Genomic DNA, 12,030 nt, shown 5'->3' on the forward strand with positions numbered 1-12,030 from the left:
TGAACATGGGTCCGGAGTCAAGCCCGGTTGCAGCGGAGTCACTCCAGTCTGGATGATGGAGCGATGTGGACAGGCAAAGCGATCATTCAGCCCGGATGGGCCATCTTTTTCGGCACGGCAGGCGATCACGTGCCTCACCGTCATCACGCGGTGCAGCTCGTGGTTGGCCTGACCGGGACCGTTGGGCTGTGGTCTGAGAAGTCGGGCGAGTTGGAAGGGGCTGGTGCGGTGATCGCAGCGGACCACGCACACCGGCTGACCGGCGGTCGCGATCCCTTACTGCTGGCGTACGTGAATCGGGAAACGGATCTCGGCCGACAGCTGGATGCCTGGTGCGGCGCCGGAGCTCGCGCGCTCAGTGCCGGTCAGGCAGAGCACCTGCGCGGCTTACTTCGGCAGCCTGAGTGCGTCACCGCGCAGACACTGAAGAGGGTGGTCGCAATCATCCTGGATTCCGCTGCGGCAAGCGGAACGCCACCGTTCCATGATCCACGCATTGCACAATTGCTAGCGACGCTTCCGCGTCCGTTACCTGAGCGCATCAGCACGTCGGAACTCGCGGCCCGGGTGAGCCTTTCACCCGGCCGGTTCGGCCATCTGTTCCGCGCGCATACAGGGATGCCGTTGCGGCCTTACCTGCGGTGGCTGCGGCTGCAGCAAGCCCTGGCCAGCGTGGCGCAGGGCTACCGTCTGACCGAGGCCGCGCACGCCGCCGGATTCGCGGATTCCGCCCATCTGTCGCGCAGCTTTCGACGGACCTTCGGGATCCCACCGCAGGTGCTGCTCAATCCGGCCTTCTCGCTCAAGACTGGACTTGAGTGAGGGTTCAGCCAATTCGTTCAAGCGATTCTCGATCCTCACGTCGTAGCGTGTATCCATCGGTGGAACCAGCGATGGAGCAAGACGCATGAAGCCCGCAGTTCGATATCTCTCGTATCCCGCGGTCATGGGTGGTTTGGCCCTGACGCTGGTGGTACTTGCGGCAAGTGGCGTGGCCTATTGGCCAGTATTTCCCTTGCTCGTGGTCGCCGGCATGGCGGTGGTTGCCCTGTTGGAGAGACTGGCGCCCTTTGAGCCGGACTGGAACCGCGATCACGACGGCGATACCAGGGTGGACGTACTCCATCTGCTGGTCAGTCATGCTTTGATCCAGATCAGCGTCGCGGGTGCGTTCGGACTGCGGCTGTGGGTGCCGCAGTGGCCGCCTCTATGGCCAGCCGCGGCGCCCATGTGGGCTCAGGTCCTGGTCACCGGCGCAATCATGGATCTGGGGCTGTACCTGATGCACCGGGCTAGCCATGCCAGCGGCTTTCTCTGGCGGCTCCATGCGATTCATCACATGCCGGAGCGCCTCTACTGGCTCAACGGTGGTCGCCGCCATCCGCTATCCGCTCTGGTGCTCGCGGGCCCCGGTTTGACCGTGCTGCTGGCATTAGGCGCTACGCCCATTGCGGTCGGAGCCTGGCTCGGCATCATGAGCGTGCACTTGGCGTTTCAGCACGCCAACCTTGACTACCGGCTCGGACCGTTCCGCCATCTGCTGGGCGTCGCCGAGATGCACCGCTGGCATCACAAGCGTGACTTCGAGGACGCTCAAGTGAATTTCGGCGAGGTATTCCTGATCTGGGACAGGATCTTCGGCACGCATCACGACGCGCCGCACAGTCCCGCACGTGGTGAAGTGGGGCTGAATGAGGCGGACATTCCAACAACCTACATCGGCCAGCTTCTGTGGCCGCTCAGGCGATCATCAACTTGAGCCGACCTAGCGTTCCGGCGGTTCAAGCAGCAGCCGCAGATATCACGAGCCGCTCGATGCCCGCCCCAAGTGGGAGTCTGGGCTTCAGGCGGGTCATGCCTGCGCCGCGCTCTGCCGGAGAGCGAAAAGCGGTACTGGCATGCCCCGCAAGGGAGAAGGCAGGTCGCATCCCATCACCGCCACGTTTCGCACTCACGTTCGGAGGTATGGAGCAAATGATTGTTCACGCTCAAAATTGGGCGCCGTGCGTTGCGAAGACAGATGGGTCACCTTCGCTGGCGAAGAGCAGAACGTCGTATCGATCAATGCGGCTCCCGCTTTCCATCCCAGGAGATCCGACGGGCATGCCGGGGACCGCAAGCCCGTCCGCATCGGGCCTGCGGGCGAGCAGCGCTCGGATGTCTTCGGCAGGTACATGCCCCTCAATGACGTAGCCGTCCACCTGGGCGGTGTGACAGGACGCGAGCGACGACGGCACGCCGAGGTCGCGCTTGACCGCCGCCATATCTGAGCGATTCTCGACTGCAACCGAAAAGCCGGCCCTGCGCAGGTGATCAACCCATTTCGTGCAACACCGGCAGCCCGCGTCCTTGTAGACCACGATGGCGCCAGCGTCCGCCGTAGGCGGCAACCCTCGCCGCGACTCAATCACGATAGCGACGCCCAGCGCAATCGCGACCACAGCGCCGAGCCCGGCCATGGCCCGCCGTCTGGACCGGAATGAAGTCTGTTTTACTCTCGCGTTCATCCTATCGGCTCCGATCATTGCGTTGACGCGTGATCGCGTGAAGACCAGTGCAGGTGCGTGATCTGCCACCCCTCTGCGCCGAACTCGAGCACCGCCGTCTCGGTGTTCAGCAGACTGACGGGTTGATCCTGCGAGGACGCCTCGATTCGCGACTCCGTGAGAACGACGACGGCGGTGCCGACCTTCTGTACCACGCGATTGCGGATGTCGATGCGGGCCTGGCTCAGGAAGGCCATGTCGGCCTTCAGGTGGTGATCCAGGTATTCATCACGCGAGCGCTCAGCACCGCCGCCTTCATAGATCAATACCTGAGGCGACAGCAGTGTGAGCGCAGACTCGGCATCGCCGGACCGGAGGGCGTGGGTGAAGGCGTCCAACGCTTTGACAGCACTTTGGTCCGTAGGATCAAGGTTCGGTTTCGGAGCTTCGCCGTGCCCGGTATCGGAGTGCGATTGTCGGCTTGCACCTGAATCTGCGGCATCGCGTGCCGTCAGGATCTGATACTGAGCTGGTGTGAGCTCCGGCAGCTTCTGCAGAAACGCTACGAGCGCCCATATCCGCTCGTCATCATGGGTCGGACCAAACGCAGCCATCCCGCTCGCCTTGATGCCGTGCTTGATGATCCAGAACTGACGCGCTGCACTGATGGCCGGATCATGAGCATGACTGTGATCATCGCTCGCTTCTGCCAGATTCGGCGGTTGCGGGTACAGGCCTTGACTCAGATCGGATGCGGAGCGGCCCGGCTTGAGATGGCAACCGGCACACATATCGTTGTAATCCGGGCCACCTGCCAGCAGCAGTTGTGGATCACTCAGATCCGGTGCTTCGATGTCCCGGATCGCGCGTGCAATAGAGCGCTCGCGCAACGTCTCCAACGCCCAGTAGACCGGGCCGGTGTGCGGGGTATCGGCGCCCATCGGATACAAGCCCGAGTACAAGAACCCGACGGCGCCGATCGTCGTCGCAAAAGCAACCAGTAGTACAGCGCGTAGTAGCTTCACGGGATGATCTCCTTAACCGCCATGGCGGGAGTGATCCATCTGCGGCTGCTTCACCTTGGCCGGCGTGTCGGTCGGTGAGCCGTAGGGGTGGCGACGATGCGGCTGGCCGAATCCCGGATCGACGCTGATGCGTCGAGCCATCTGGTCTTTCGGCGAGCGATACCAGCCCGGATCGGTGTAGTCCCCCGGCTTCTGGTCGTCGCGCACCTTGACGATCGTGAACATGCCACCCATCTCGATCGGCCCGTGCGGCCCTTCGCCGGCCATCATCGGCAGCGTGTTCTCCGGTCCGGGCAACCCCATGGCCACGTGCCCACTGTGCTCGCTCATGCCGTACCGGCCCATGGCGCCGTAACCGGGCAGCATGCGCCGGATCTCGGCCTCGACACCGGACTGGTCCACGCCCACCGGATTGGGCACACCGTGGCCCATCGGTCCCATCGTGTGGTGGGCCATGTGGCAGTGGAAGGCCCAGTCGCCAGGCTCAGTGGCGACGAACTCGATGTCGCGCATCTGGCCGACGCCGACGATTTCGGTCGTCTCGCGTCGCCACTGACTCTGCGGCCAGCGGCCGCCATCGCTGCCGGTGACCCAGTACGGATTGCTGTGCAGGTGGATGGGGTGGTTCCACATCGACAGGTTGCCGATGCGCACGCGCAGGCGTTCTCCGGTGCGCATCACCAGCGGCTCGGTGGCCGGGAACACCTTGCTGTTGAAGGTCCACAGATCGAAATCGACCATGACCGACGGATCGGGCCTGTAGGTCCCCGGGTGCATGGACCAGTTGTGCAGCAGGAAGGCGTAGTCGCGGTCGACCGCTACAGCCTCCGGTTCGCGTGGATGGATGATGAACAGACCCATCATGCCGAAGGCCATCTGCGTCATCTCGTCGGCATGCGGGTGATACATGTGCGTGCCGTGTTGCTTGAGCGTGAACTCGTAGACGTAGGTTTCGCCGGGGCCGATCGCCGGCTGGTTGAGGCCGGCAACGCCGTCGTAGCCGACCGGCACGTCGATCCCATGCCAGTGGACGCTGGTGGGCTCGCCCAGGCGGTTGGTGACGTAGATCCGCACGCGATCGCCCTCGACGACCTCGATCGTCGGCCCCGGCGTGGTGCCGTTGTAGCCCCAGCATTTCGCACGCGAGCCGGGCGCGAACTCGTGTTCGATCTCCTCTGCGACCAGGTGGAACTCCTTGACGCCGTTCTTGATCTCGTAGGGCAAGGTCCAGCCGTTGAGGGTGCGAACCGGCAGATAGCCCTGCGCGTGACGCTTCTGCGCCCTGGGCGGCTCCAGACCGGCAGGCACGGGAACTGTGCTGGACGCAGGCGTCGCGCTCATCCGCGACATGTCATGCCCTTCATGCTGGGCCAGCGCGCGGGACGAAGCGCCCGCGACGATGCCCGCGCCCATCATCTGCAGCAATTGTCGACGGCTGGTCATTAGTGCTCCCCGTGGTGGCTGGACGATGTGGACAGCTCGTCCGGCTCGGACTTCGTCTGCGCATCGGGGGATCCATGACCCTCGTGAGCTCCCCCGTCACCGTCCTGCATGCCGCACTTGGCCATCAGCGCGCGTGCCACCGGGTCGGCGGGATCCATCGCGCTGTGGTCCAGCGCGGAACAATCGGCGGCCTTGCCCGCTGCGGCAGCTTCCTTGGCGTGCTCGGCCGGATCGTGGGCAAGCGCCATGGAAGACGCTGCGAACAGCAGCGAGGCGAAGAACATGCGAACTTGGAATGTCATGATGTGTCTCCAGTGATTTGAGCGATCGGACCCGGCGCATCAGTGATGCGCGTGTGCGTCGGTCTCGCGCGGCGGCGCGGTCGGCTCGGATGAGGACTCGGCGGGCGGATGCATGTCGTGCTGCGTGTGTACATCGCCCGACATTTGGTGGCTCGCGCCGTGATGCATGCCGGAGTGCATGCTGTGACCGCCGCCAGCGGCAGCGTCCGGAAGGCGGATGGCGCCGGTCCTTGATGGCCCGTCCTGTCCATTCGCCGGCAACGCGGCACCAACGGCGTGCTGCAGCGCCACGCGGGCAAGCCAGTAATCACGCAGCGAGTCGAGATAGCCGGCGTAGGCCTCGTACTCCTCCTGCTTGGCAACCAGCAATTCGAACTGCCCGACGATCATGTAGTTCTGCAGTTCCTGCATGCGCGCGACAACGGCTTCGCTTTGCGGAATCAGCCCCTCCCGGAATCGCTGAACGCGGGCCTGCGCCGCTTGCATCCGCGTCAGGGCAGTGGCGACGCCGTTGGCGACTTCGGCACGAATCGCCTCGGCCTCGGCGATCGCCTGTTCGCGACGCGCCTGCATCCGCAGCACCTCGCTCTGGCTCTTGCCGAACAGCGGAATCTCGATCGCCACCGTAGGGCCGAGCAAGCGCGAGCCGTCACCTTCGCGTTCGCCTTCAAGGCCGACCTCGACGAACGGAATCCAGCGCAGCGTCCGCGCCAGTCCCAACGCGCCTTCGATGGCGTCGATTTCTCTTTGCTTGGCCAGCAGGTCAAGTCGTTGCTGCAACGCGCTGGCGACCAGCGCATCGGTCGATAGCGTTTCATCTACCGGCAGGGCCAGCTGCGGGTCCAGCGTCCAAGCCAGCGGCGGTGACAGGCCCATGGCTTCATTGAGCGCCAGGGCTGCGCTGCTGGCCTCGGCCTCGGCGGATTCCTGCTCCAGCACCGCACGATGGGCTGCCGCCTTTTCGCGCGCCAGCTCCAGCGCATTGATGTTGCCCGCGTCCTTGAATCGCTGCGCCAGATCGGCCGACGCCGTAGCGGCGTGGGCAATGACACGGCGCATTTGCGCAGTCTGCGCGGCGCCAACCGCCTCGTAGTAGCGGCTCAGCACCTCGGCGGCGAGATCCTGGATGGCCGCGGCCGCGTCCGCCTCAACCTGGTCCCGACCATGTGCTGCGATGCGGCTGCGGCTGCGCAGGAACAGCAGGTCGGTGAAGTTCTGAACCAGGCCGTAGCCCAGCCGCGTGCGCTCGCCGGACGCACTGGACTCCAGCGCCGAGAACGACAGGACCGGGTTGGACAAGCGGCTGGCGTCCAGCCAGTCAGCCTGCGCCAGACCGAGCTGCGCATAGATGACGCGCAGCCGCGGACTCTTGAGCAGGGCGACGCTCAGGGCGCGGTCCGCTGTCAGCGGAGCGGCCATCAGGGTGGCCATTTGAGTGTCGATGGATTCGGGATCAGCCGACAGGGCTGTCTGGGCAGACGCCAGGGTGGGGTCGCGGGCCTTCAGCAGACCTTGCACCTCGCTCAGGCCGCGATCGGCCGGTGCGGTAGCGCAGCCCGTCAGGACGGCGGCGACGAAAACGCTGGCGAGCCGCCCACGGGGGACGGTGTAACGCACGATGGGATTCTCCGTTGAACGCTGGACAGCAGGCAGACGCGCGTGCAGCGGGCGCCCGCCTGCGCGAAGCAGGCGTCAGACGAAGATCGGTGGTCGCAGCGGGGTGGACAGCGGCGGTGAAGTCAGGTCCGTCGGCATGCCCGCCGGCTGCAGGCGCGGCGCAGGCCAGTCCGCCGGGAGGACGGGGAACGTGGCGGTCAGGGCAGACGCGCAGTGCGTCAGACAGCTGCTCGCGCAGACGCAACCACAATCGCAAAGGCCCGCGAATGTGGCATCCACGGCCGGCGTCACGGCAGCTGAGGCGTCTGCGTCGGTGGAGGCGTGCATCCGATGATGTGCGTGCGGGTCCGGCGCGACGTCAGCAGCCGCTTCGACCACCGTCGCAACCGCATTCGCCGCATGCGCGCAGGCCACGCCGCTGGCGAAAGCCCCACCCTGCAGGGCGAGGCTCAGCGCCAGCAACCAGGCGAACAGCCGGCTTGCACGCATCAACATGGTTGGATTGAACACCCGTAGCGCAAATAGTTCAACGGCCGAACCGCCTTTCCCGAGTCGACAGACCAGCCGTCACGACGCGCGTGCCGGGTACCCTGCCTTGGCCAATGCCGTGCGCAGATCCGCTTCCGCCGCGGTGGACTTGACGCCCACCCGCTTGGTCGCGAGGTCGACGTCGACCTCTGCGTTGATGTCGCAGCCGCGCACCGCCTGCGTCACGGTCTTGATGCAGTGCCCGCAGCTCATCTTCTCGATAGTGAATTCGTACATCTCCATCTCCAGTGCTTGCCGATATGGCGAGAAAAGCATCCGGCTTGCCATGGTGGGAAGGTCAAGCGATTGCTGACAACGGAGCCGGCGGCTTGACCTTCCCACCATGGGAACGCCCAGCCTGCCACCACCGCTTCCAGCCGAGACTCTCAATGAACGCCGCAACGACCACCGTCACCGACCTTCAGATCGAAGGCATGACCTGCGCTTCCTGCGTCTTTCGCGTCGAGAAGGCGCTCGCGGGCCTCCCAGGCGTGACCAATGCCCAAGTCAATCTGGCCACCGAACGCGCCAAGGTGCGCCACGCTGCAGGTGTCGACCTGGAGGCCCTGGTCGGCGCGGTGCGCGACGCGGGGTACAGCGTCGGTGGCTCCCGTGGCGGTCCAACGGTTGCGGCGACACCGCACAGGACTTCGGATGGCTGGCGCGTGGCGGCTGCCGCCATCTTGTCGTTGCCGCTGGTGCTACCGATGTTGTTGATGCCGACGGGCATCCATGTCGGGCTCCCTGGATGGCTGCAATGGCTGCTGGCAACGCCCGTGCAGTTCTGGCTCGGCGCACGGTTCTACAAGGCCGGGTGGAAGTCGGCGATCGCGGGCACCGGCAGCATGGATCTGCTGGTCGCCATCGGGACCAGCGCGGCATACGGGCTGTCTGCCTACCTGGTGCTGGCGGCTGGCGCACACACCCATGCCCTGTACTTCGAAGCATCCGCTGCAGTGATCACGCTGGTGCTGCTGGGCAAATGGCTGGAAGCGCGCGCCAAGCGCCAGACCACGGCAGCGATCCGCGCCCTGCAGGCACTCCGACCCAACGTGGCGCGCGTCAGCCGCAACGGCGTCGATACCGATATCCCACTGGATGAGGTACAGCCGGGCGACATGGTGGTCGTTCGCGCAGGTGAGCGCATCGCGGTCGACGGCGAGATCATCGATGGATACAGCCATGTCGACGAATCGATGATCACCGGTGAAAGCCTGCCCGTGGCCAAGGCGCCGGCGGACAAGGTGACTGGCGGCGCGGTCAATGGCGAAGGTGTCCTGCGAATCCGCACGACGGCGGTTGGCGCGGAATCGACCCTGGCAAGAATCATCCGGCTTGTCGAAGACGCGCAGGGCAACAAGGCACCGATCCAGAAGCTCGTCGATCGCGTGACGGCCGTCTTCATTCCGACGGTGCTCGTCATTGCCGCGCTGACATTCTTCGGCTGGGGTCTGGTCGATGGCGATTGGACACAGGCCGTACTGCATGCCGTGGCCGTGCTGGTGATCGCCTGCCCCTGTGCGCTGGGCCTGGCCACGCCCGCCGCGATCATGGCCGGCACCGGCGTTGCCGCACATCACGGCATACTGATTGCTGACGCCGAGGCACTGGAGCGCGCCCGCCAGATCGATACGGTCGCGTTCGACAAGACCGGCACGCTGACGCAGGGGCACCCGGTGCTCGAAGCGGTCGTTCCGGCCGACCAGGATGCCGACACGCTGATCCGCTTCGTCGCCGGCATTCAGGCCAACAGCGAGCATCCGCTGGCACGTGCGGTCGTCAGCTACGCTGCCGATCGCGGACTGGAGCCGACATCCGCATCAGCCGTTGAAGTGCTGCCCGGGCGCGGGATCTCGGCGATCATCGAGCGCCGTCCGATTCTGATCGGCAGCGAGCGCCTGATGCAGGAGCAGCAGCTTGATCTTGCGATGCTGCAGACAGCAGCACACGAGCTTGCCTCCGATGGGCGGACGCTCTCCTGGGTTGCGCAAGTCGGCGAGCAGCCGAAGCTGCTGGGCTTGCTGGCCTTCAGCGACGCTCCCAAGGCCACGGCGAGATCAGCCGTGCATCGCCTGCAGCAGCGCGGCCTGCAGACCGTGATGCTGACCGGCGACCAGGAGGCTGCGGCACGCAAGATCGCTGCGGTCATCGGCATCGATTCGGTACGGGCGAACGTCCTGCCCGCCGACAAGGCGCGCGAGATCGAAAGCATCCAGCATCTTGGCAAGCGCGTCGCCATGGTCGGCGACGGCATCAACGATGCGCCGGCGCTGGCGCAGGCGGACGTCGGCATTGCCATGGCGACGGGCACCGACGTGGCGATGCACGCGGCGGGCATCACCCTGATGCGCGGCGATCCGGATCTGGTGGCCGACGCACTGGAGATTTCCGATCTGACCTATCGCAAGATCCGCCAGAACCTGTTCTGGGCCTTTGCCTACAACGCCGCTGGCATTCCACTCGCTGCGCTGGGCATGCTGTCCCCGGTAGTGGCGGGTGCGGCGATGGCCTTGAGCAGCGTCAGCGTGCTGCTGAATGCGCTGACCTTGATGCGCTGGCGGCCGGCCAGCGCCCATCCGCATCGTGAAGCCGAATTGACAGGAGCAGACGTATGAGCGCAGCAGCAACCCGCCACCGGCACCGGGGCCCGCGGATCGAGGCGTCCGAGGCCCGGCAGTCGGGGTACTTCAACATCGGCGACGCTGCCCAAGCCACCGGCGTGTCCGCCAAGATGATCCGCCACTACGAATCGATCGGCCTGATTCAAGCAGCGGATCGCACCTTTGCGAACTATCGCATCTATAGCGAGAACGACCTGCACACTCTGAGGTTCGTCAAGCGCGGCCGCTCCCTGGGATTCTCGATCAAGCAGATCGAGGCCCTGCTGGAACTCTGGAGCAAGCGCGGCCGCAGCAGTGCGCAGGTCAAGAAGCTCGCGCTGCAGCATGTCGACGATCTGAATGCCCGCATTGCAGAAATGCAGGCCATGCGCGACACCCTGCAGGACCTGGCGAACCGCTGCCATGGGGACGAGCGCCCGGACTGCCCGATTCTTGAGGATTTGGCTTGCGCCAAAGGACACGATCAGAAGCATCCCTGACGTGTTCATTCGCCGCTCAGCGCAGATTAACGCCGCCCTGGGATTATCGACACCGACCCTCAACAGTTGGGAGGCAAGAATCGTGAAGATTTCGTACGCACGCTTCGCCGCGATGATCGGCACGTCCACCGTCGTGATGTACGCGGCGATGTATCTCAACACCTATGCCATCGACCACGTGCTCTGGAGTGAAACAAGGGCCTGGATGGCGCTCCTGATGGGCGCAGTCATGGCGACAGTGATGCTGGGTTTCATGGCAAGCATGTACCCCAGCCAAAGAATTAATGCAGTGATCTTTGGACTCAGCGCGGCGGCATTTGCAGGGTCGCTATGGCTGGTGAGAAGCCAAGCCACGGTCGATGACGTTGACTACATGAGTGCGATGGTGCCGCATCATTCCATCGCTATCATGACCAGCGAGCGCGCTCACATTTCCGATCCGCGCGTCCGCGAATTGGCGGATGAGATCATCAAAGCGCAGCGGCGTGAGATCGCTGAGATGAAGCTCCTTCTGAAAGACCTTCGGGGCATGGAGTAAGTGGCCGTGGCTCCGGAGTCAGCTCCAACACCGAAACTCATGCTTCGCCTGCATGAGGGTGCTTGCCATGTCAGTTTCTAAAGGGGAGTTCCGGAGCATCAATTACAGCGCTTTTGATGGACAGACGCTGTTCGCGGTCACCGCAGGCGATCCGAAGCTTTCATCCCTAGTCCTCATGCATGGAGGCGGGCCGGACCATCAGAGCTTATTGCCGCTCGGTCGTCAGCTATTGAATTGTTGCCGGGTCATCCTCCCGGACATCCGCGGCTATGGAAGGTCCATCTGCAGGGACGCGGGCCGCCACACCTGGGCCCAATACGCTGATGACGTCGCCGCACTGCTGGATCACCTCGGTCTCGATCGAGCATTTGTGGGAGGCGCGGGCCTCGGGTCAACGGTTGCGCTTCGTTTCGCCCAGGCTTATCCGGAGCGGGCGAAAGGCCTCATCCTGATCAGCGTCGAGGACATCGAAGACGACGACGCCAAACAACTCGAGGTGGCGTTCATGGAGGCCTTTGCAGAGCGGGTCCGCACAGACGGAATCGACGCCGCATGGGCGCCAATTCTCCCGGATCTCGCTCCGATCATTGGCGTCATGGTGCGCGATGCGATTCCCCGGTCTGACCCCGCCAGCATCGCCGCTGCGGCGTCCATTGGTTACGACCGCTCATTTCGAAGCGTGAATGATCTCGCAAGCATTGAAGCGCCTGCACTCATTTTCCCGGGAATGGACGCTCGGCACCCGCCGGGCCTTGCAAGGAATCTGGCGCGGATGCTCAAGGGCGGCGAGTACGCTTGCACGATAATGTCGCCAGACATTGACACAGCGCACACGTTTGCCAGTGCGTTCGCACCAGAGATCGCAGAATTCATCGCTCGTCAGTCGGCGACCTAGTCCCAGTGCGGGGGCGGCGGCGCTCTGGTAGCACCAAGAGATGATACAGGGGAAGTTGAACTCGCCGAGTTGCCTTCCCAGGAGCGGTCATTGACT

At 64.5% G+C, this 12,030-nt stretch carries 13 protein-coding genes; 6 read left to right on the top strand and 7 right to left on the bottom strand.

The features are described from left to right. Positions 1 to 63 precede the first annotated feature (63 nt). Positions 64 to 822 carry a helix-turn-helix domain-containing protein gene (locus C8D93_RS19205; RefSeq protein WP_110266863.1) on the top strand — a complete coding sequence of 253 codons (759 nt, stop codon included), beginning with the start codon at positions 64 to 66 and terminating at the stop codon, positions 820 to 822. 85 nt (positions 823 to 907) lie between these two features. Then, positions 908 to 1,759, top strand: coding sequence for a sterol desaturase family protein (locus tag C8D93_RS21185; RefSeq protein WP_170124130.1), 852 nt, complete (start codon positions 908 to 910; stop codon positions 1,757 to 1,759). A gap of 229 nt (positions 1,760 to 1,988) precedes the next feature. On the opposite strand, the gene C8D93_RS19215 is transcribed toward C8D93_RS21185, so the two are convergent. From C8D93_RS19215 to C8D93_RS19245, 7 genes are all read right to left on the bottom strand, one after another. After that, on the bottom strand, positions 1,989 to 2,459 hold the full coding sequence (locus C8D93_RS19215; RefSeq protein WP_211307428.1) for a DUF411 domain-containing protein: 471 nt from the start codon (positions 2,457 to 2,459) through the stop codon (positions 1,989 to 1,991). Positions 2,460 to 2,521: 62 nt separating this feature from the next. After that, entirely contained in the window at positions 2,522 to 3,511 is a 990-nt protein-coding gene (locus C8D93_RS21450; protein WP_146216673.1) for a c-type cytochrome, read from the bottom strand. A 12-nt stretch (positions 3,512 to 3,523) separates the two neighbouring features. After that, positions 3,524 to 4,954 (bottom strand): copper oxidase, encoded by a 1,431-nt coding sequence (locus C8D93_RS19225; protein WP_211307429.1) that lies wholly within the window; start codon positions 4,952 to 4,954, stop codon positions 3,524 to 3,526. Continuing rightward, positions 4,954 to 5,256, bottom strand: a complete 303-nt coding sequence (locus tag C8D93_RS19230) for a hypothetical protein (protein ID WP_110266865.1) — start codon at positions 5,254 to 5,256, stop codon at positions 4,954 to 4,956. Before C8D93_RS19230 ends, C8D93_RS19225 begins: the two co-directional genes overlap by 1 nt. A 39-nt stretch (positions 5,257 to 5,295) precedes the next feature. Further along, on the bottom strand, positions 5,296 to 6,873 hold the full coding sequence (locus C8D93_RS19235) for a TolC family protein (RefSeq protein WP_146216674.1): 1,578 nt from the start codon (positions 6,871 to 6,873) through the stop codon (positions 5,296 to 5,298). Positions 6,874 to 6,948: 75 nt separating this feature from the next. Then, on the bottom strand, positions 6,949 to 7,383 hold the full coding sequence (locus C8D93_RS19240; protein WP_146216675.1) for a hypothetical protein: 435 nt from the start codon (positions 7,381 to 7,383) through the stop codon (positions 6,949 to 6,951). A gap of 57 nt (positions 7,384 to 7,440) precedes the next feature. Next, on the bottom strand, positions 7,441 to 7,638 hold the full coding sequence (locus C8D93_RS19245; protein ID WP_110266890.1) for a heavy-metal-associated domain-containing protein: 198 nt from the start codon (positions 7,636 to 7,638) through the stop codon (positions 7,441 to 7,443). 152 nt (positions 7,639 to 7,790) lie between these two features. Between C8D93_RS19245 and C8D93_RS19250 the strand changes: the two genes are divergently transcribed. The 4 genes from C8D93_RS19250 to C8D93_RS19265 all read left to right on the top strand — a co-directional run bounded on the left by C8D93_RS19250 (position 7,791) and on the right by C8D93_RS19265 (position 11,934). Beyond that, the gene (locus tag C8D93_RS19250; RefSeq protein ID WP_245904011.1) at positions 7,791 to 10,016 is read left to right on the top strand and encodes a heavy metal translocating P-type ATPase; all 2,226 of its coding nucleotides are present in this window, start codon (positions 7,791 to 7,793) and stop codon (positions 10,014 to 10,016) included. Next, on the top strand, positions 10,013 to 10,501 hold the full coding sequence (gene cueR, locus C8D93_RS19255) for a Cu(I)-responsive transcriptional regulator (protein WP_110266869.1): 489 nt from the start codon (positions 10,013 to 10,015) through the stop codon (positions 10,499 to 10,501). The genes C8D93_RS19250 and cueR overlap by 4 nt, the downstream gene beginning before the upstream one ends. An 82-nt stretch (positions 10,502 to 10,583) precedes the next feature. Further along, positions 10,584 to 11,039 (top strand): DUF305 domain-containing protein, encoded by a 456-nt coding sequence (locus C8D93_RS21190; RefSeq protein ID WP_110266891.1) that lies wholly within the window; start codon positions 10,584 to 10,586, stop codon positions 11,037 to 11,039. Positions 11,040 to 11,091: 52 nt separating this feature from the next. Continuing rightward, the gene (locus C8D93_RS19265) at positions 11,092 to 11,934 is read left to right on the top strand and encodes an alpha/beta fold hydrolase (RefSeq protein ID WP_211307430.1); all 843 of its coding nucleotides are present in this window, start codon (positions 11,092 to 11,094) and stop codon (positions 11,932 to 11,934) included. Positions 11,935 to 12,030: the final 96 nt, after the last annotated feature.

The sequence above is a fragment of the Sinimarinibacterium flocculans genome (genome assembly GCF_003201205.1).
Classification (GTDB): domain Bacteria; phylum Pseudomonadota; class Gammaproteobacteria; order Nevskiales; family Nevskiaceae; genus Solimonas; species Solimonas flocculans.

What these genes read in the sequence shown, in the direction of transcription:
- C8D93_RS19205 (WP_110266863.1), top strand. Translation starts at nt 64, where the DNA reads ATGTGGACAGGCAAAGCGATCATTCAGCCCGGATGGGCCATCTTTTTC.
- C8D93_RS21185 (WP_170124130.1), top strand. Translation starts at nt 908, where the DNA reads ATGAAGCCCGCAGTTCGATATCTCTCGTATCCCGCGGTCATGGGTGGT.
- C8D93_RS19215 (WP_211307428.1), bottom strand. Translation starts at nt 2,459, where the DNA reads ATGGCCGGGCTCGGCGCTGTGGTCGCGATTGCGCTGGGCGTCGCTATC.
- C8D93_RS19225 (WP_211307429.1), bottom strand. Translation starts at nt 4,954, where the DNA reads ATGACCAGCCGTCGACAATTGCTGCAGATGATGGGCGCGGGCATCGTC.
- C8D93_RS19230 (WP_110266865.1), bottom strand. Translation starts at nt 5,256, where the DNA reads ATGACATTCCAAGTTCGCATGTTCTTCGCCTCGCTGCTGTTCGCAGCG.
- C8D93_RS19245 (WP_110266890.1), bottom strand. Translation starts at nt 7,638, where the DNA reads ATGTACGAATTCACTATCGAGAAGATGAGCTGCGGGCACTGCATCAAG.
- C8D93_RS19250 (WP_245904011.1), top strand. Translation starts at nt 7,791, where the DNA reads ATGAACGCCGCAACGACCACCGTCACCGACCTTCAGATCGAAGGCATG.
- cueR (WP_110266869.1), top strand. Translation starts at nt 10,013, where the DNA reads ATGAGCGCAGCAGCAACCCGCCACCGGCACCGGGGCCCGCGGATCGAG.
- C8D93_RS19265 (WP_211307430.1), top strand. Translation starts at nt 11,092, where the DNA reads ATGAGGGTGCTTGCCATGTCAGTTTCTAAAGGGGAGTTCCGGAGCATC.